Raw genomic sequence first — 16,425 nt, forward strand, 5'->3', positions numbered from 1 at the left:
TCAGGCGCCCAGGCGCAGGGGGATGGTCACCGGGCCGTCGTTGACCAGGTGCACCGCCATGTCGGCGCCGAAGCGGCCCGTGGCGACCTCGGGGTGGGCCGCACGCGCCGCGGCCACGAAGGCGTCGTACAGCGCTTCGCCGAGCGCGGGCGGCGCGGCGTGGGTGAAGCCCGGGCGGTTGCCGCCCGAGGTGTCGGCCGCCAGGGTGAACTGGCTCACGATCAGCAGGCCGCCGCCCACGTCCTGCAGGCTGCGGTTCATCTTGCCCGCCGCGTCCGCGAAGATGCGCAGCTTGAGGATCTTCTGGAGCAGCTTCTGCCCCACGGCCTCGGTGTCGGTGGGCTCGGCGCACACCAGCACCAGCAGCCCCACGCCGATCGCGCCCACGGTGTCGCCCGCGATCTCCACGCGGGCCTGGCTCACACGCTGCAACAGGGCGATCACGCGGCGCCCTCCCCGTCGTCGCCCAGGGCCTGCACCTCCACATCGGTGGGCAGGAGCTGGATGCTCGCGCGCAGGCCGGGCACGGCGGCCATGAGGGCCTGCTCCACCTCGCCGCGCAGCGCCGCGGCGCGCGTGAGCGACCAGCCGCCCGGCACGTGCATGTGCAGGTCGGCGAAGCGGCGCTGGCCGGCCTTGCGCGTGGTGACGTGGTCGAAGCGCAGCACCGACGCCCCGCCGTGGGCGGCCGTGAAGCCTTCGAGCAAGCGGTCGATCGTGCCCTGCAGCTCGGGATCGAGCGCCTCGTCCATGAGGCCCTGCGAGGCCTGCCACACCAGGCGCACGCCTTCGCGCAGGATGTTGAGCGCCACGCCGATGGCGATCACCGGGTCGAGCCAGAGCCAGCCCGTGAGGCCCACGAGCGCGATGCCGCCGATCACGCCCACCGAGGTCCAGACGTCGGTGAACAGGTGGCGCGCGTCGCCCTCGAGCGCCACCGAGCGGTGCACGCGCGAGGCGCGCAGCATGGCCCAGGCGAGCAGGCCGTTGAACACCGAGCTGAGCACCGACAGCCACAGACCGAGGCCGATCTGCTCCAGCGGTTGCGGGCTCAGCAGCCGCTGCACCGACGCCCAGGCGATGGCGATCGCCGCGACCCCGATGAGCACGCCTTCGAAGCCCGACGAGAAGTACTCGGCCTTGTGGTGGCCGTAGGGGTGGTCGTCGTCGGCCGGACGCGCGGCCACGGTCACCATCAGCAGGCCGAAGGTGGCCCCGGCCAGGTTGACCAGCGATTCGAGCGCGTCCGACAGCAGGCCGACCGAGCCCGTGACCCACCAGGCCGCGGTCTTGAGCGCGATGGTGAGCACGGCCACGCCGACCGAGATCTGCAGCAGGCGGCGCGGGGTGAGGCGTTCGAGCACATGGACCATGGCGCGCATTGTGCGCGTGCCAGAATGCCCCGCATGCAACGCGCGTGGTGGTCCCGGCTGGGCTGGATGGCGGCGGGCCTGGGCCTGTCACTGGGCGGCGCATGGTTGATCGCCCAGCGCGGCCTCGACGCGCAGCGCGCGGCCTTCGAGACCGACGCGCGCATCGTGCACCGGCTGCTGAGCCAGCAGGTGGTGCAGCACGACGCGGTGCTCGCCACGCTGGCCCTGCTCGAGCCCGAGCGCGGCGACGCCCTGCCGCGCCTGAGCGCCATCTACCCGCGGCTGCTGCAGGTGCGCGAGCGCGCGCCCGCCAGCGCCTGGGGCGACGAGGCGCTGGCCCGGGCCGAAGCCGCGTCACGCGCCAGCGGCCGCGCGGCCATGGCCGAGGGCGATCTGGCGCAGGGCCGCTACACCCTGGTGCGCGGCAGCGGCGACAGCGCCTACGCGCTGGTGATCGCGCTCGCGGGCCTGGTGCCCGACGCCGACTGGCCCATGGACCGCGCGCGCAGCCCGGTGCAGGTGGCGTTGCAATGGAACGGCCAGACGCACACCGTGCAGCCGGGCCGCCCGCTCACGCACGGCTGGCGCTTCGATTTCGACAAGGTGGTGGCCGCCGAGAGCCAGCCCTTCCACGCCGTGGCCACGCGCTGGGTGGGCTGGGGCGAGCTGCCCTGGCTGCCCATGGGCGCCTGGGTGCTGGCCGTGGCCGCGGGCCTGGCCGCGCTGCGCCACGCGCTGCGCCTGCGCGAGGCGCGCCAGCGCGCCGAGGCCCTGCTGCGCCTGGGCCAGCTGGGCCGGCTCAACGCCATGGGCGAGTTCGCGGCCGGCCTCGCGCACGAGCTCAATCAGCCGCTCACCGCGGTGCTGTCGAGCACCCAGGCCGCGCAGCGCCTGCTGACCGACGACCCCCCGGCGCTCGACACCGCGCGCGAGGCCATGGGCCGCGCCGCGGCCCAGGCGCGGCGTGCGGCCGAGGTGCTGGGCCGGCTGCGCCGCGGGCTCGAACCGCCGGCCGGGGCCGCGGGCGGGCGCGCCCGGCTCGACCTGGCGGCCTGCGTGCGCGAAGCCCTGCACCTGCTGGAGCCCGAGATCCAGCACCGCGGCGTGACCGTGCGCTGGCTGGCCAGCGAGGCGCTGGCGGTGCAGGCCGATCCGGTCGCGATCGATCAGATCGTGCACAACCTGATCACCAACGCGCTGCAGGCCCTGGACCGCCAGCCTCAGGGCACGCGCGAGTTGCGGCTCGCGGTGCAGCGCGAGGGCGATCAGGCCGTGCTCACGGTGGCCGACACCGGCCCGGGCCTGCCGCCCGAGGTGCTGCCGCGCCTGTTCGAGCCCTTTTTCAGTACGCGCGAGGGCGGGCTGGGCCTGGGCCTCACGCTCAGCGAATCGCTGGCCAATGCCCAGGGCGGCCGCCTGAGCGCTGACAACGCCCCCGGCGGCGGCGCACGCTTCCTCCTGCACCTGCCGCTGGACCCCGCATGAACCCCGACGACCGCTCCCCCACCGTGCACCTGCTCGACGACGACGAGGCGGTGCGCGACAGCCTCGCGCTGCTGATCGGCACCGTGGGCCTGCGCGTGGTGCCCTGGGCCGACCCGCAGGCCTTCCTGGCCGGCTTCGACCGCGAGGGCATCGGCGCCATCGTGCTCGACGTGCGCATGCCCGGCATCAGCGGCCTGAGCGTGCTCGACACGCTGATCGCCCAGGGCGTGGACCAGCCGGTGATCCTGCTCACCGGCCACGGCACGGTGGACATGTGCCGGCGCGCCTTCAAGGCCGGTGCGGCCGAGTTCCTGGAAAAGCCGGTGAACGACGAGGCGCTGATCGAGGCCTTGCAGCAGGCGGTGCGCCAGCACGTGCAGTCGCGCCAGCGCGCGCAGACCGACCGCGCCGCGCGCGAACGCTGGCAGCAGCTCTCGCCGCGCGAGCGGGAGGTGCTCGCGCTGATCATCGAGGGCCTGTCCAACAAGGCCATTGCGCGCGTGCTCGACCTCTCGCCGCGCACCGTGGAGACCCACCGCGCCCACGTGTTCGAGAAGCTGCAGGTCGATTCGCTCGCCCAGCTCGTGCGGGGCTACGCGGCCCTGGTGGCCGAAGCGGGCGGCGCGGGCGCTGCGTAGTTTTACGGAGCCGCGGGCGTAGCCGGCCGAATGGTGCGCGCGGCGGGCAATTTCTACAGTGCGGGCACGGTTGATCGAACCGCAGCACACCCCCCGGAGACCCGCATGAACACCCCGATCCGCACCGCCCTCGTTCTGTCCCTGCTCGCCGCCAGCGCCTTCGCGCAGGCCCAGTCCGCCGCACCGCTGGTGCGCAGCGAGCGCAACGTGTCGCTCGAACTCGCCAACCAGATCGCCGCCGCCACCGTGGCCGCGTGCAGCGCCAACGGCCACGCCGTGACGGCCACCGTGGTGGACCGAGCGGGCAACGTGCGCGCGGTGCAGCGCGCCGACAACGCCGGCCCGCACACCCTCGAAGCCAGCCGCCTCAAGGCCTACACCTCGGCCTCGGCGCGCAACACCACGCTGGCCATGATGGAGGCCTCGCAGAAAAACCCCGCGGCGGCCAACCTCAAGGACATTCCCGGCTACCTGCTGCTTGGCGGCGGTGTGCCGGTGCGCGCGGGCAACGAGGTGATCGGCGCGGTGGGCGTGGGCGGTGCGCCCGGCGGCCACCTGGACGAGCAGTGCGCCGTGGCCGCGCTCGACCAACTGAAGGCGGCCCTGCAATGAAGCGCCGCGCGCTGCTGCTGACGCTCGCCGCGGCGGGCCTGCCGGTGGCGGCGCAGGTGCCGCCGGCGCCGGCCGAAATCGCGGCCTACCAGGGCCTGCACGCGGCCGCGCAACGCGGCGATGTCCCCGCGCTGCAGCGCCTGCTCAAGGCCGGCGCGCCGGTGGACGCCACCGACGCCGCGGGCCGCACGCCGCTGCACGTGGCCACCTTCGCGCGCCAGCGCGAGGCCGTGCGGGCGCTGGTGCAGGCCGGCGCCGACACCGCGCGGCTCGAACACGGCCGCTACGACGCGGTCACCATCGCGGCGGTGGCCGACGACGAGGACACGCTGCGCGTGCTGCTGCAGCTGGGCGCGAGCGCGAAGCTCGTGACCAGCCGCTACGACGGCACCGCGCTGATCGCAGCGTCCCACCTCGGCCACGACGGCGTGGTGCGCCAGCTGATCGCGGCCGGCGCACCGCTGGACCACGTGAACAACCTGCACTGGACGGCGGTGATCGAAGCCATCGTGCTGGGCGACGGCGGCGCACGCCACCAGGCCACGCTCAAGGCCCTGATCGGCGCCGGCGCGAACCTGCAGCTCGCAGACCGGCAGGGCCAGACGCCGCTCGCGCTCGCGAAGGCGCGCGGTTACGGCGAGATGGTGGCGATGCTCGAGCAGGCCGGCGCGCGCTGAGCCGCAGCCGCCCCGCTCAGCTCAGGCTCACGCGCGCGAACTTGCGCTTGCCCACCTGCACCACGTAGGTCCCGGCGGGCAGCTTCAGGCCCTTGTCGCTCACCACGGCGCCGTCCACGCGCACCCCGCCGCCATCGATGAGGCGGTTGGCCTCGCTCGACGACGGCGCCAGGCCGGCGGACTTGAGCAGCGCCGCGATGCCCAGCGGCGCGCCCGACAGCGACACCTCGGGGATGTCGTCGGGCACACCGCCCTTGGAGCGGTTGATGAAGTCCTGCTCGGCCGCGTCGGCGGCCGCGGCGCTGTGGAAGCGCGCGGTGATCTCCTTGGCCAGCATCACCTTGGCGTCCTTGGGATTTCGCCCCTCCGCCACTTCGCGGCGCAGGGCTTCGATCGCCTCGATCGACTGGAACGACAGCAGCGTGTACCAGCGCCACATCAGGTCGTCGGAGATGCTCAGCACCTTGGCGAACATGGTGTTGGCGTCTTCGGCGATGCCGATGTAGTTGCCCTTGGACTTGGACATCTTGTCCACGCCATCGAGGCCTTCGAGCAGCGGCATGGTCAGGATGCACTGCGGCTCCTGGCCGTACTCGGCCTGCAGGTGGCGGCCCATGAGCAGGTTGAACTTCTGATCGGTGCCGCCGAGTTCGAGGTCGCTCTTGAGCGCCACCGAGTCGTAGCCCTGCATCAGCGGGTAGAGGAACTCGTGCACGCTGATCGGCGTGCCGGCCGTGAAACGCTGGTGGAAGTCGTTGCGCTCCATCATGCGCGCCACGGTGTACTTGGCCGCGAGCTGGATCATGCCCATGGAGCCCAGCGGCAGGCTCCACTCGCTGTTGTAGCGGATCTCGGTTTTGGCCGGGTCGAGCACCAGGCTGGCCTGCTTGTAATAGGTCTCGGCGTTGGCCTTGATCTGCTCGGGCGTGAGCGGCGGACGGGTGTTGTTGCGGCCCGAGGGGTCGCCGATCAGCGAGGTGAAGTCGCCAATGAGGAAGATCACCGTGTGCCCCAGGTCCTGCAGCTGGCGCATCTTGTTGAGCACCACGGTGTGGCCGATGTGGATGTCGGGCGCGGTCGGGTCGAGCCCCAGCTTGATGCGCAGCGGCGTGCCGGTGCGCTCCGAACGTGACAATTTTTGCACCCAGTCGGCCTCGGGGATCAATTCTTCGCACCCGCGCCGGGTGACGGCCAGCGCGTGCCGCACGCCGTCGGTCAGCGTTTCGGCGCCGCTGGGGCGCGAGGTCGGCAGGTCGGGCGAAATTGAGCCGTTCTTCATACGTGTTTGTTCCGATGGGAGGGGCCCGGCCCGTGGGTACACTTGCCGGTTGTCGCCGGATTTTAGTTGGCGTGTTTTTTGCACATGGCAAAGCACACGTGTAAAGCCGGCCCGCGGCGTGAACTCTCGCAGCGCCGCCCGCTCACTCCCTGGACGCCGGTGTGTGGCCAAGAGCCCTCACCGGCCCTTTCATGGATGACCGAAATTGATACGCCAGACCCTGAACGCGGCGGCCGGCCTGGGCCGCCAGACCGCTGAATCGATCGCCCGCCACCCCCGCCGCCTCATGGGCAGCCTCGGCGTTCTCCTGCTCGGCACCGGCGTGACGGCCTTCGGCATTGCCCCGCTCGCCCCCGACGCCGCCGACCTGCCCGTGCACCAGGTGGTCGAGGCCCTGCCCGCGTCGGCCCAGCCCACGCTGATCGCCTCGCCGCTGATCCCCCTGGGCCTCGAACAAGGCAACCCGCTGCTGGCCGACACCAAGCCCTGGACCCTGTACCGCAGCGACACCACGCGCAGCGACGACACACCGCAAAGCCTGCTCAAACGCCTGGGCGTGAACGACACCGAAGCCCAGACCTTCCTGGGCCGCGACCCGCTGGCCCGCCAGCTGCTCGCCAGCCGCCAGACCCGCCTGGTGCACGCCGAAGCCTCACCCAGCCAGGAACTCGAGCGCCTCACCGCGCGCTGGGTCGATCCGCGCGACGACCGCGGCTTCCTGCGCCTGGTGGTCGAGCGCGCGCCCGACGGCCTGAGCGCCCGGCTCGAGAAGGGCCGGCTCGAAGCCAGCCCGCGCCTGGTGAGCGGCGAGATCAACAGCTCGCTGTTCGCGGCCACCGACGCCGCCAACATCCCCGACGCGGTCGCGGTGCAGTTGGCCGAGATGTTCGCCAGCGACATCGACTTCCGCCGCGACCTGCGCAAGGGCGACCGCTTCCACGTGGTCTACGAAGCCCTGGTGGCCGACGGTGAGCCGCTCAAGACCGGCCGCATCCTGGCCGCCGACTTCATCAACAACGGCCGCACGCACGAGGCCGTGTGGTTCGAAGCCCCGGGCATGAAGGGCGGCTACTACAGCTTCGACGGTGAAAGCAAGCGCCGCTTCTACCTGTCCTCCCCGCTCGAGTTTTCGCGCGTGAGCAGCGGCTACGGCATGCGCTTCCACCCGGTGCTGGGCACCCAGCGCGCCCACCTCGGTGTCGACTTCGCGGCCCCCACGGGCACGCCGGTGCGCACCGTGGGCGATGGCCTGGTGGAGTTCGCGGGCGTGCAGCGCGGCTACGGCAACGTGATCTTCGTGCGCCACCGCAACAACCAGGTCACGGTGTACGCGCACCTGAGCCGCATCGGCGTGCGCACCGGCCAGCGCGTGGCCCAGGGCGAATTCATCGGCAACGTGGGCTCCACCGGCATGTCCACCGGCCCGCACCTGCACTTCGAGTTCCGCGACAACGGCGTGCACCGCGACCCGCTGGTGATCGCGCGCGAGAGCGAGGCCATCAAGCTGCCCGAGAACCTGCGCGGCAGCTTTGCGGCCGTGGCCCAGGCCCAGCGCAGCAAGCTCGAGGCCGCCGCCCAGGTGCGCCAGGCCAGCGCCGACTGAGCGGCCCCCGCGCCCGCCCACAAAAAAGGAGCCCTGGGGCTCCTTTTTTCATGCCGGCGGCAGAAGGCTCAGACGCTGAAGCTCGAACCGCAGCCGCAGGTGGTGGTGGCGTTCGGGTTCTTGATCACGAACTGCGCACCCTGGAGGTCTTCCTTGTAGTCGATCTCGGCGCCGACCAGGTACTGGTAGCTCATGGCGTCGATCAGCAGGGTCACGCCGTTCTTGTTCATCGCGGTGTCGTCTTCGTTGACAACCTCGTCGAAGGTGAAGCCGTACTGGAAGCCCGAGCAGCCACCGCCTTGCACGAACACGCGCAGCTTGAGGTCGGGATTGCCCTCTTCGGCCACCAGCTCGGCCACCTTGGCGGCGGCGCTGTCGGTGAAAACCAGCGGGGCGGGCATGTCGGTCTGGACGGTCTCGGCAACAGCGCTCATGGGAATTCCTCTTCTCGTGGGGGCGGGCTGCCCCGCGAATACCCTGAATGGTACGGCAGGGCGCTCGGGATTGCGGCTATCGGTTGTTTGCCGCCAATTTCAGTGTGGGCATTTCCACGCTGCCGTCGGCGGCCACCGGGCGCAGCTGGCCCGAGATGCGCGCGCCCTGGTGCATCTCGATCGAGCGGTAGGTCACGTCGCCCTCGATGTGGGCCTTGGGTTGCAGTTCGAGCAGTTCGCGCGCGAGCACCGGGCCCTTCACGTGGCCGTTGATGATCACGTGGTCGGCCTCGACCGAGCCGGTGACCGAGGCCACCTCGCTCACGATCAGCAGGCTGGACTGGCCGTCGACCGCACGGATGTTGCCGCCGACCTCGCCGTCGATGCGCAGGCCATCGGCGAACTGCAGGTCGCCCTGGATGCGGGTGCCCTGTGCGATCAGGCTCTTGATCGGGGGCTGCTTGGTCTTGCCGAACATGGTGGGCTCCTCTGAACGTCGGTGGGTGTCACAGGCCGGACGTCTGGACCGACCGGACCGCGTTGCCCTGAAGGACCTTGGCGGTCACGGACTTGATCTCGGCCTGGGCAGGCAGCTCGACAACGCCTTCCTGGCGCAGGTAGCCCTTGACCAGCACCGCCTGTGGCGCCGGCGCCTGCTTGGCGGTCCAGGGCTTGCCCGCGAGCGTGCCGGCAAAGCTGATTTCCAGCGATCCGCGGAATTCTGGCGCACGGCGGCCCGGCTGGATCATGAGCACCTGCCAGCGCCACTGGGTGGGCGACAGGCGCTCGGCCTGCAGGCCGCGGATGGCGAGCTCGTCGCCGCTGCCTGCGGGCAGCAGGCGCTCGAAGAAGCCCAGGTCGGCGCGCAGCGACTGGTTGTCGGCCTCGAGCTGGCGGATCTGCACCCGCAGCTGTTCGAGCAAGGCCTGCTCGATGGTGCGCTGGCTCTGCGCGACGTTGCCTTGCGCCTGCGACTCGGCGAGCTCGGTGCGCAGGCTCACCACCTCGCGGCGCAGCTGCTGAAGCTCCTGACGCGCATCGCGGTCGAGGCCGGCCAGGTCGCGGCCGAACTCGAAGGCCCAGAGGGCCAGTGCGCCCGAAAAGCCCAGCATGAGCGCCAGCAGCAGCCAGCGCAGGGGCCAGGGCAACGCCCCGCGCACCGACATGCGCGGCGCCCCCGCCGACCACCGCCTACGCCCCAAGCGCCAACGCATGCAAGCCTTTCATTCAAGTGCAAGCAAAAGAAAACAGGCCCCAGAAAGCAGAAACCGCCCCAAGCGGAACTTGCAGGCGGTTTCTGTGGGCCGTGGCCGGAGGATCAGCGCTTGCTGAACTGCTTGCGGCGGCGTGCAGAACGCAGACCGACCTTTTTCCGTTCCACTTCGCGGGCGTCGCGGGTCACGAAGCCGGCTTGCGACAGCGCGGGCTTGAGGCTCGCGTCGTAGTCGATCAGCGCGCGGGTGATGCCGTGGCGCACCGCGCCGGCCTGACCCGATTCACCACCACCATGCACGTTGACCTGGATGTCGAAGGTCTCGGCGTGGTTGGTCAGCATCAGCGGCTGCTTGGCGATCATGATCGAGGTTTCGCGGCCGAAGAACACCGCGATGTCCTTGCCGTTGACCGTGATCTTGCCGCTGCCCTTCTTGAGGAACACGCGGGCGACGCTGGATTTGCGACGGCCGGTGCCGTTGTTCCATTCACCAATCATTCAGGGCTCCTTAGATGTCCAGCGCCTGCGGCTGCTGGGCGGTGTGAGGATGCTCGGCGCCGCCGTAGACCTTGAGCTTCTTGATCATGGCGTAGCCCAGCGGGCCCTTGGGCAGCATGCCCTTGACGGCCTTCTCCAGCGCGCGGCCGGGGTGCTTGGCCTGCATGTCGCGGAAGTTGGTGGCGTAGATGCCGCCCGGGAAGCCCGAGTGGCGGTAATAGATCTTGTCGGTGGACTTGGTGCCCGTCACTCGCAGCTTGGCGGCGTTGACGACGACGATGAAGTCACCGGTATCGACGTGAGGCGTGTAGATGGCCTTGTGCTTGCCGCGCAGTCGGAGAGCCACTTCACTGGCAACTCGTCCGAGGACCTTGTCGGTCGCGTCAATCACAAACCACTCGTGCTTCACGTCAGCGGGTTTGGCGCTGAACGTTTTGGTCATGAGTTTTCTCTGTTACGAGGGTTTGGCGGCCCTTTTCCACGGTCGGCGGTTCTCTTTCGGAACCCTCTTAGGTGGTGTTGGAAGCTTCGCCGCGGGGCCAGCAAAAACGCTGCGAAGCCCGCGATTGTACGAAATCCCGGCGCCCGGGGCAATTCCGGCGCTACCATGCGCGGCCCATGTTCTCCTACCGCCACGCCTTTCACGCCGGTAACCACGCCGACGTGCTCAAACACTTGGTGCTGATCGCCACGCTGCGCCACCTCATGCTCAAGCCGCCCGCGATCACGCTGGTGGACACGCACGCGGGCGCCGGCCTGTACCGGCTCGACAGCGATTTCGCCGACAAGGGCGGCGAGGCGGAACACGGCGTGGTGCGCCTGTTTGCCGCACAGCGCCCCGCGAGCGGCCCCGCCCCCGCGAGCACGCCGCTGCTCGACGACTACCTCGACCTCGTGGCCGGTTTCAACCCCAGCGGCTCGCTGCGTGTCTACCCCGGCTCGCCCTTCGTGATCCAGCAGCTGATGCGCCACGAATCGCGCGACCGGCTCAAGCTGTTCGAGCTGCACCCGACCGACGGCAAAACCCTGTCGGCCAACATCGCCCAGCTCGACGCCGGCCGCGCGGTGGTCGTCAAGCGCGAAGACGGCTTCGAGGGCCTCAAGCCCCTGCTGCCGCCACCGGCCGACGCCAAGGGCTCGCGCCGCGCCCTGGTGTTGATCGACCCGAGCTACGAGCTCAAGAGCGATTACGCCAAAGTGAGCGCCTGCATACAAGATGCACTCAAACGTTTCGCCACCGGCACCTACGTGGTCTGGTACCCGGTGATCCCACGCACCGAGGCGCACGACCTGCCGCGCAAGCTGCGCGGCCACGCGCAGCGCGCGGGTCGCCCCTGGCTGCACGCCACCCTGGCCGTGGGCCACCCCCCGCTCGCGCCCGACGAACGCCCCGGCCTCACGGCCAGCGGCATGTTCGTGATCAACCCGCCGCACACCCTGTCGGCCGCGCTGGCCGAGACCTTGCCGCTGCTGGTGAAGGTGCTGGGCCGCGGCCGCGGCCAGGGCCACACCCTGGAATCGGGCGAGGGCTGAGCCCGGTCCCGCGCGCCGCCCGACGGCGCCACTCAATTAACCAACCGATCGGTCGGTTAATTTGCTAGACTGCGCGCCACGCCCGCGATGGCGAGGAGACGCGCATGTACACCCAATCCTTCAACGTGCCCGACGGCGGCCCGCCCGCCGCGACCCTGCAGCCCGTGGCCAGCGAGGCGGACGCCGCGCTGCAGGCCCATTTCGACGCCGTGATCGACGCCGACGGCAAGATCGAGCCGCGCGACTGGATGCCCGAGGCCTACCGCAAGACCCTGGTGCGGCAGATCAGCCAGCACGCGCACAGCGAGATCGTGGGCATGCTGCCCGAGGGCAACTGGATCAGCCGCGCGCCGAGCCTCAAGCGCAAGAGCATTCTGCTGGCCAAGGTGCAGGACGAAGGCGGCCATGGCCTGTACCTCTACAGCGCGGCCGAGACCCTGGGCACCAGCCGCGACCAGATGTTCGACGCGCTGCACAGCGGCCGCGCCAAGTACAGCTCCATCTTCAACTACCCCACCTTGAACTGGGCCGACGTGGGCGTGATCGGCTGGCTGGTCGACGGCGCGGCGATCATGAACCAGATCCCGCTGTGCCGCTGCAGCTACGGGCCTTATGCGCGCGCCATGATCCGCGTCTGCAAGGAAGAAAGCTTCCACCAGCGCCAGGGCTACGAATCGCTGCTGACCATGATGCAGGGCACCCCCGAGCAGAAGGCCATGGTGCAGGACGCGGTGAACCGCTGGTGGTGGAAGTGCCTGGCCATGTTCGGCCCGCCCGACGACAACAGCCCCAACAGCGTGCAAGGCATGCGCTGGGGCATCAAGCGCATCAGCAACGACGCGCTGCGCCAGAAGTTCGTCGACGCCACCGTGCCGCAGGCCGAGGTGCTCGGCGTGACCCTGCCCGACCCCGAGCTCAAGTGGAACGCCGAACGCGGCCATTACGACTTCGGCGCCATCGACTGGGACGAGTTCTGGCAGGTCGTCAACGGCAACGGCCCCTGCAACAAGGAGCGCCTGGCCACGCGCGTGAAGGCCTGGGAAGACGGCGCCTGGGTCCGCGAAGCCGCGCTGGCCCACGCGCGCAAGCAACAGCAACGCCAATTGAAGGAGGCCGCATGAGCACCCCCGCTTTGAAGGAATGGCCGCTGTGGGAGGTGTTCGTGCGCAGCAAGCAGGGCCTGGAGCACAAGCACTGCGGCAGCCTGCACGCGAGCGACGCGCAACACGCGCTGCAGATGGCGCGCGATGTGTACACGCGCCGCCAGGAAGGCGTGAGCATCTGGGTCGTGCCTTCGGCGAGCATCACGGCCAGCGAGCCCGATTCGAAGGACGCGTTCTTCGATCCCGCGGCCGACAAGATCTACCGCCACCCCACCTTCTACGAGATCCCCGAGAAAGTGGGGCACATGTGAGCGCCGCGCCGGTCGATCACCTGCTGCACCTGGCCGACAACGCGCTGCTGCTCGGCCAGCGCAACGCCGAGTGGGCGGGCCACGGCCCCATTCTCGAAGAGGACCTGGCGCTCGCCAACCACGCGCTCGACCACCTGGGCCAGGCGCGGCTGCTCTACCAGCACGCGGCCGCGCAGATCAACGCCGACCCGCAACAGGCGCAGCGCTTCGCGCACCTGCAGGGCGCGCGCGTGGACGGCGGCGTCAGCGAAGACACGCTTGCGTACTTCCGCGGCGCGCACGAGTTCCGCAACTTCACGCTGCTCGAACTGCCGCACCACGGACCGCTCGCGGGCCCCGCGCGGCAAGACCGCGACTTCGCCACCACCACGGTGCGCAACTTCCTCTACGCCGCGCTCATGGCGCTGTGGTGGGAACGCCTGCAGCACAGCGCCGACACACAGCTCGCGGGCATCGCAGCCAAATCGCTCAAGGAGGTGCGCTACCACCTGCGCCACGCGGGCGACTGGCTGGTGCGCCTGGGCGACGGCACCGACGACAGCCGGGCGCGCACGCAGGCCGCACTCGACCACCTGCTGCCCTACACGCAGGAATTCTGGATCGGCGACGCCGCCGAAGCCGCGGCCGTGGCCAACGGCACGGGCGTGGCGCTCGCGGCGCTCAAGCCCGCCTGGGACGCCCTGGTCGACGAGGCCGTGGCCGAGGCCACGCTCAAGCGGCCCGCCGGCGGCGGCTACGTGACGCAGGGCCGACACGGCGTGCACTCCGAGCACATGGGCTTTGTGCTCGCCGAGATGCAGGGCCTGGCGCGCGAGCACCCCGCGGCCGTCTGGTGAGGCCATGAACGCGGCGCTGCGCACCGATCCGCTGGCCGCCGTTCACGCGGCCCTTGCGCCCCTGAGCGATCCCGAGATCCCGGTGGTGAGCCTGAGCGAACTCGGCATCCTGCGCGAGGTGCGCAGCGGTGCCGACGGCGTCACCGAGGTGGTCATCACGCCCACCTACAGCGGCTGCCCGGCCATGGGGCAGATCGAGGACGACATCCGCGCCGCGCTCACCGCGGCCGGCCTCGAAGCGCGCGTGGTCACGCAGCTCGCGCCGGCCTGGACCACCGACTGGATGACGCCCGAAGCGCGCGAGAAGCTGCGCGCCTACGGCATCGCGCCGCCCAACGGCCGCGCCGCGCACGGCAGCGACAAGGTGGTCACCTTCGCGCGCCGCGCCGCCACCCAGCCCGTGCCCTGCCCGCGCTGCGGCTCCACCCACACCACCGAAACCTCGCCCTTCGGCTCGACCGCGTGCAAGGCGCTCTACCGCTGCCTCGACTGCCTCGAACCCTTCGACCTCTTCAAGCCCTACTGACCATGAGCACCAGCCCCCGCGGATTCGTCGAACTGCCCGTCGCGCGCGTGAGCCCCGAGGCCGCGGGCTCGGTGGCCGTCACGCTGGCCGTGCCGCCCGAACAGCGCAGCGCCTTCGCCTTCGAGCCGGGCCAGTTCCTCACGCTGCGCGCCCTCATCGGCGGCCAGGACGTGCGCCGCAGCTACTCCATCAGCAGCCCGCGCAGCGTGTACACGCACAAGGGCGAGCTCACGCTGGGCATCCGCCCGGTCGAAGGCGGCGTGTTCAGCAACTGGGCGGCCACGCAGCTCAAGGCCGGCGACACGCTGCTGGCCATGCCGCCCGATGGCCGCTTCACCGTGCACCGCCCGCGCGCGATCCACCGCGTGGGCTTCGCGGCGGGCTCGGGCATCACGCCCATCCTGTCCATCATGACCAGCACGCTCGAAGAATCGCCCACGGCCAAGTTCACCCTGGTCTACGGCAACCGCCGCATGGCCAGCGTGATGTTCAATGAAGCGCTGCAGGATTTGAAGGACCGCTTCCGCGACCGGCTCACGCTGGTCCACATCCTCTCGCGCCAGGCGCAGGAGGTGCCGCTGCTCGAAGGCCGCATCGACGGCGACAAGGTGCGCGCGCTGATCGCCGCGCTGCTGCCCGTGCCCAGCATGGACGAGGTCTTCATCTGCGGCCCAGAGGCCATGATCGAGGCGACCGAGCAGGCCCTGCTCGGCGCGGGCGTGAAGCCCGAGCGCATCCACACCGAGCGCTTCAGCTCGCCTGCGCTCGACGCCCTGCCGCGCGCGCAGCGCGAACAGGTGCAGCTCGGCCACGCCGACGCCAGCGAGGGCGAGGTGGCCCTCACCGTGGTGCTCGACGGCAAGCCGCACGCGCTGCGCATGGGCCGCGACCAGCACGTGCTCGACGTGGCGCTCGAGGCCGGGCTCGACCTGCCCTGGTCGTGCCGCGGCGGCGTGTGCTGCACCTGCCGCGCCAAGGTCATGCAGGGCAGCGTGGCCATGGACAAGAACTTCACGCTCGAACCCTGGGAGACCGACCAGGGCTTCGTGCTGAGCTGCCAGGCCCGGCCCACGAGCGATGCGCTCGTGGTGAGCTACGACGAGCGTTGAAGCACGCCGCCGGGCCGGGGCCCGGCGGCATCGGGCCTCAGAAGCGCCAGCCCAGGCCCACGCCCACGAGCAGCGGGTCGACCTTGAAGCTGCCGACCTTGGTGCCGCCGGCGCTCACGTCGGTCTTGATGTACGCCTTTTTCACATCGACGTTGAGGTAGAGGTTCTTCGCCAGCGGGATGTCCACGCCCACCTGCAGCGCCGGACCCCAGCTGTTGCGGTCGATGTCGGCCGCGCCGCCCAGCAGCTTCACCGAGCTGAAGCGCGTGTAGTTCAGACCCGCGCCCACGTAGGGCTTGATGCCGCTGTCGGTGTGGAAGTGGTACTGCAGCGTGAGCGTGGGCGGCAGGTGCTTGAGCGTGCCGATCTCGGTGCCGTTCGAATACACGTGCTGCTTCTGCGGCACGGTGAGGATCAGCTCGGCCGCGATGTTGGGCGTGAAGAAGTAGCTGAAGTCCACCTCGGGCAGGGCCTTGTTGTCGATCGACAGGCCCAGGCCGGTGCTGTCCTTGTTGGCGCTGTCCAGGTGCACGGCGCGCGCGCGCACGAGCACGGTGCCGGCGTTGAAGTCCTGCGCCAGGGCGGCGCCGGAGGCGAGAAGGCCGGCCGTGACCGCCACGGCCGCGGCGATGTGATGCGGTTTCATGATCTTGTGTGTTGCGATGCCGGGGAACAGTCCCCACACGCATTACAGAAGTCGCCCGCTGGCGCGCGCTTGCGTCAGATCAAGCGCGCGCGCTCCCGAATCCGCAGCGCTGCCGGGGTTTGACGCAGGTCAAGGCCGCGCGTCGTCGGTGGGCAACAGCAGCACCGCGCCCACGCCCTCACGCAGCAGGCCCAGGCGCTCGGCCGCGGCGCGGCTGAGGTCGATGATGCGGCCTTGCGCATAAGGGCCGCGGTCGTTGATGCGCACCACCACCGACGCGCCGTTGGCCGGGTTGAGCACGCGCACGCGCGTGCCGAAGGGCAGCGTGCGGTGCGCCGCGGTGAGCGCGTTCATGTCGAAGGCCTCGCCGTTCGCGGTGCGGCGGCCGTGGTGGCGATCGCCGTACCACGAGGCCATGCCGCGCTCGATCACCTCGGCCTCGTCGACCGCCACGGCCGGCGCACCGCTGGCGTCGCGCGGCGCGGGCCCGGTCGCGCACCCGGCGAGGGTGGCGACCAGCACGAGCGCGAGCAGGCGGTGCCGGGGCAT

At 70.6% G+C, this 16,425-nt stretch carries 21 protein-coding genes; 11 read left to right on the forward strand and 10 right to left on the reverse strand.

The genetic code is table 11. The annotated features are described in order from the left end of the window. Positions 1 to 444: a D-aminoacyl-tRNA deacylase gene (gene dtd, locus WDZ95_RS06360; RefSeq protein WP_425777052.1), complete on the reverse strand. Its 444-nt coding sequence runs from the start codon at positions 442 to 444 to the stop codon at positions 1 to 3. Next, complete coding sequence (locus WDZ95_RS06365) at positions 441 to 1,373, reverse strand: cation diffusion facilitator family transporter (protein ID WP_425777263.1); 933 nt, start codon at positions 1,371 to 1,373, stop codon at positions 441 to 443. The genes dtd and WDZ95_RS06365 overlap by 4 nt, the downstream gene beginning before the upstream one ends. 33 nt (positions 1,374 to 1,406) lie before the next feature. Between WDZ95_RS06365 and WDZ95_RS06370 the strand changes: the two genes are divergently transcribed. The 4 genes from WDZ95_RS06370 to WDZ95_RS06385 all read left to right on the forward strand — a co-directional run bounded on the left by WDZ95_RS06370 (position 1,407) and on the right by WDZ95_RS06385 (position 4,785). Next, complete coding sequence (locus WDZ95_RS06370) at positions 1,407 to 2,858, forward strand: sensor histidine kinase (RefSeq protein WP_425777054.1); 1,452 nt, start codon at positions 1,407 to 1,409, stop codon at positions 2,856 to 2,858. Further along, complete coding sequence (locus WDZ95_RS06375; RefSeq protein ID WP_425777056.1) at positions 2,855 to 3,496, forward strand: response regulator transcription factor; 642 nt, start codon at positions 2,855 to 2,857, stop codon at positions 3,494 to 3,496. Before WDZ95_RS06370 ends, WDZ95_RS06375 begins: the two co-directional genes overlap by 4 nt. 105 nt (positions 3,497 to 3,601) lie before the next feature. Then, complete coding sequence (locus tag WDZ95_RS06380; RefSeq protein WP_425777058.1) at positions 3,602 to 4,108, forward strand: GlcG/HbpS family heme-binding protein; 507 nt, start codon at positions 3,602 to 3,604, stop codon at positions 4,106 to 4,108. After that, the gene (locus WDZ95_RS06385) at positions 4,105 to 4,785 is read left to right on the forward strand and encodes an ankyrin repeat domain-containing protein (protein WP_425777060.1); all 681 of its coding nucleotides are present in this window, start codon (positions 4,105 to 4,107) and stop codon (positions 4,783 to 4,785) included. The genes WDZ95_RS06380 and WDZ95_RS06385 overlap by 4 nt, the downstream gene beginning before the upstream one ends. 16 nt (positions 4,786 to 4,801) lie before the next feature. Here WDZ95_RS06385 and tyrS read toward each other — a convergent pair whose 3' ends face one another. After that, positions 4,802 to 6,064 carry a tyrosine--tRNA ligase gene (tyrS, locus tag WDZ95_RS06390; protein ID WP_425777061.1) on the reverse strand — a complete coding sequence of 421 codons (1,263 nt, stop codon included), beginning with the start codon at positions 6,062 to 6,064 and terminating at the stop codon, positions 4,802 to 4,804. 205 nt (positions 6,065 to 6,269) lie between these two features. On the opposite strand from tyrS, the gene WDZ95_RS06395 reads away from it, so the two are divergent. Beyond that, a complete protein-coding gene (locus WDZ95_RS06395) occupies positions 6,270 to 7,667 on the forward strand; it encodes a peptidoglycan DD-metalloendopeptidase family protein (protein WP_425777063.1) in 1,398 nt (465 codons plus the stop codon). A 68-nt stretch (positions 7,668 to 7,735) separates the two neighbouring features. Here the strand turns inward: WDZ95_RS06395 and erpA are convergent, their stop codons facing one another. The 5 genes from erpA to rplM all read right to left on the reverse strand — a co-directional run bounded on the left by erpA (position 7,736) and on the right by rplM (position 10,254). Continuing rightward, positions 7,736 to 8,101: an iron-sulfur cluster insertion protein ErpA gene (gene erpA, locus WDZ95_RS06400; RefSeq protein WP_166229880.1), complete on the reverse strand. Its 366-nt coding sequence runs from the start codon at positions 8,099 to 8,101 to the stop codon at positions 7,736 to 7,738. Between the two features lie 76 nt (positions 8,102 to 8,177). Beyond that, positions 8,178 to 8,579, reverse strand: a complete 402-nt coding sequence (locus WDZ95_RS06405; protein ID WP_425777066.1) for a bactofilin family protein — start codon at positions 8,577 to 8,579, stop codon at positions 8,178 to 8,180. A 28-nt stretch (positions 8,580 to 8,607) separates the two neighbouring features. Then, positions 8,608 to 9,267 (reverse strand): DUF6776 family protein, encoded by a 660-nt coding sequence (locus WDZ95_RS06410; protein WP_425777068.1) that lies wholly within the window; start codon positions 9,265 to 9,267, stop codon positions 8,608 to 8,610. Between the two features lie 152 nt (positions 9,268 to 9,419). Next, on the reverse strand, positions 9,420 to 9,812 hold the full coding sequence (gene rpsI, locus WDZ95_RS06415; protein ID WP_166229874.1) for a 30S ribosomal protein S9: 393 nt from the start codon (positions 9,810 to 9,812) through the stop codon (positions 9,420 to 9,422). A gap of 10 nt (positions 9,813 to 9,822) precedes the next feature. Continuing rightward, positions 9,823 to 10,254 (reverse strand): 50S ribosomal protein L13, encoded by a 432-nt coding sequence (gene rplM, locus WDZ95_RS06420; protein WP_166229872.1) that lies wholly within the window; start codon positions 10,252 to 10,254, stop codon positions 9,823 to 9,825. Positions 10,255 to 10,430: 176 nt separating this feature from the next. Between rplM and WDZ95_RS06425 the strand changes: the two genes are divergently transcribed. The 6 genes from WDZ95_RS06425 (at position 10,431) to WDZ95_RS06450 (ending at position 15,230) form a co-directional block, all read left to right on the forward strand. After that, positions 10,431 to 11,345 (forward strand): 23S rRNA (adenine(2030)-N(6))-methyltransferase RlmJ, encoded by a 915-nt coding sequence (locus WDZ95_RS06425; protein WP_425777071.1) that lies wholly within the window; start codon positions 10,431 to 10,433, stop codon positions 11,343 to 11,345. Between the two features lie 104 nt (positions 11,346 to 11,449). Further along, entirely contained in the window at positions 11,450 to 12,466 is a 1,017-nt protein-coding gene (gene paaA / locus WDZ95_RS06430) for a 1,2-phenylacetyl-CoA epoxidase subunit PaaA (protein WP_425777073.1), read from the forward strand. Beyond that, positions 12,463 to 12,759, forward strand: coding sequence for a 1,2-phenylacetyl-CoA epoxidase subunit PaaB (gene paaB, locus WDZ95_RS06435; RefSeq protein WP_166229866.1), 297 nt, complete (start codon positions 12,463 to 12,465; stop codon positions 12,757 to 12,759). Before paaA ends, paaB begins: the two co-directional genes overlap by 4 nt. Beyond that, the gene (paaC, locus tag WDZ95_RS06440) at positions 12,756 to 13,595 is read left to right on the forward strand and encodes a 1,2-phenylacetyl-CoA epoxidase subunit PaaC (protein WP_425777075.1); all 840 of its coding nucleotides are present in this window, start codon (positions 12,756 to 12,758) and stop codon (positions 13,593 to 13,595) included. The genes paaB and paaC overlap by 4 nt, the downstream gene beginning before the upstream one ends. A 4-nt stretch (positions 13,596 to 13,599) precedes the next feature. Further along, a complete protein-coding gene (paaD, locus tag WDZ95_RS06445; protein WP_425777077.1) occupies positions 13,600 to 14,121 on the forward strand; it encodes a 1,2-phenylacetyl-CoA epoxidase subunit PaaD in 522 nt (173 codons plus the stop codon). A gap of 2 nt (positions 14,122 to 14,123) precedes the next feature. Continuing rightward, a complete protein-coding gene (locus tag WDZ95_RS06450) occupies positions 14,124 to 15,230 on the forward strand; it encodes a 2Fe-2S iron-sulfur cluster-binding protein (protein ID WP_425777079.1) in 1,107 nt (368 codons plus the stop codon). A gap of 37 nt (positions 15,231 to 15,267) precedes the next feature. Here the strand turns inward: WDZ95_RS06450 and WDZ95_RS06455 are convergent, their stop codons facing one another. Next, a complete protein-coding gene (locus WDZ95_RS06455) occupies positions 15,268 to 15,876 on the reverse strand; it encodes an OmpW/AlkL family protein (RefSeq protein ID WP_425777080.1) in 609 nt (202 codons plus the stop codon). 129 nt (positions 15,877 to 16,005) lie between these two features. After that, positions 16,006 to 16,425, reverse strand: coding sequence for a septal ring lytic transglycosylase RlpA family protein (locus WDZ95_RS06460; protein WP_425777082.1), 420 nt, complete (start codon positions 16,423 to 16,425; stop codon positions 16,006 to 16,008).

The sequence above is a fragment of the Hydrogenophaga sp. T2 genome (assembly GCF_049843535.1).
Lineage (GTDB): Bacteria > Pseudomonadota > Gammaproteobacteria > Burkholderiales > Burkholderiaceae_C > Hydrogenophaga > Hydrogenophaga crocea.

Bases quoted from the DNA above. Each gene is read 5' to 3' on its own strand.
- WDZ95_RS06365 (WP_425777263.1), bottom strand. From the start codon at position 1,373: ATGGTCCATGTGCTCGAACGCCTCACCCCGCGCCGCCTGCTGCAGATC.
- WDZ95_RS06370 (WP_425777054.1), top strand. From the start codon at position 1,407: ATGCAACGCGCGTGGTGGTCCCGGCTGGGCTGGATGGCGGCGGGCCTG.
- WDZ95_RS06375 (WP_425777056.1), top strand. From the start codon at position 2,855: ATGAACCCCGACGACCGCTCCCCCACCGTGCACCTGCTCGACGACGAC.
- WDZ95_RS06380 (WP_425777058.1), top strand. From the start codon at position 3,602: ATGAACACCCCGATCCGCACCGCCCTCGTTCTGTCCCTGCTCGCCGCC.
- WDZ95_RS06385 (WP_425777060.1), top strand. From the start codon at position 4,105: ATGAAGCGCCGCGCGCTGCTGCTGACGCTCGCCGCGGCGGGCCTGCCG.
- tyrS (WP_425777061.1), bottom strand. From the start codon at position 6,064: ATGAAGAACGGCTCAATTTCGCCCGACCTGCCGACCTCGCGCCCCAGC.
- erpA (WP_166229880.1), bottom strand. From the start codon at position 8,101: ATGAGCGCTGTTGCCGAGACCGTCCAGACCGACATGCCCGCCCCGCTG.
- WDZ95_RS06405 (WP_425777066.1), bottom strand. From the start codon at position 8,579: ATGTTCGGCAAGACCAAGCAGCCCCCGATCAAGAGCCTGATCGCACAG.
- WDZ95_RS06410 (WP_425777068.1), bottom strand. From the start codon at position 9,267: ATGTCGGTGCGCGGGGCGTTGCCCTGGCCCCTGCGCTGGCTGCTGCTG.
- rpsI (WP_166229874.1), bottom strand. From the start codon at position 9,812: ATGATTGGTGAATGGAACAACGGCACCGGCCGTCGCAAATCCAGCGTC.
- rplM (WP_166229872.1), bottom strand. From the start codon at position 10,254: ATGACCAAAACGTTCAGCGCCAAACCCGCTGACGTGAAGCACGAGTGG.
- WDZ95_RS06425 (WP_425777071.1), top strand. From the start codon at position 10,431: ATGTTCTCCTACCGCCACGCCTTTCACGCCGGTAACCACGCCGACGTG.
- paaA (WP_425777073.1), top strand. From the start codon at position 11,450: ATGTACACCCAATCCTTCAACGTGCCCGACGGCGGCCCGCCCGCCGCG.
- paaB (WP_166229866.1), top strand. From the start codon at position 12,463: ATGAGCACCCCCGCTTTGAAGGAATGGCCGCTGTGGGAGGTGTTCGTG.
- paaD (WP_425777077.1), top strand. From the start codon at position 13,600: ATGAACGCGGCGCTGCGCACCGATCCGCTGGCCGCCGTTCACGCGGCC.
- WDZ95_RS06450 (WP_425777079.1), top strand. From the start codon at position 14,124: ATGAGCACCAGCCCCCGCGGATTCGTCGAACTGCCCGTCGCGCGCGTG.
- WDZ95_RS06455 (WP_425777080.1), bottom strand. From the start codon at position 15,876: ATGAAACCGCATCACATCGCCGCGGCCGTGGCGGTCACGGCCGGCCTT.
- WDZ95_RS06460 (WP_425777082.1), bottom strand. From the start codon at position 16,425: ATGCCCCGGCACCGCCTGCTCGCGCTCGTGCTGGTCGCCACCCTCGCC.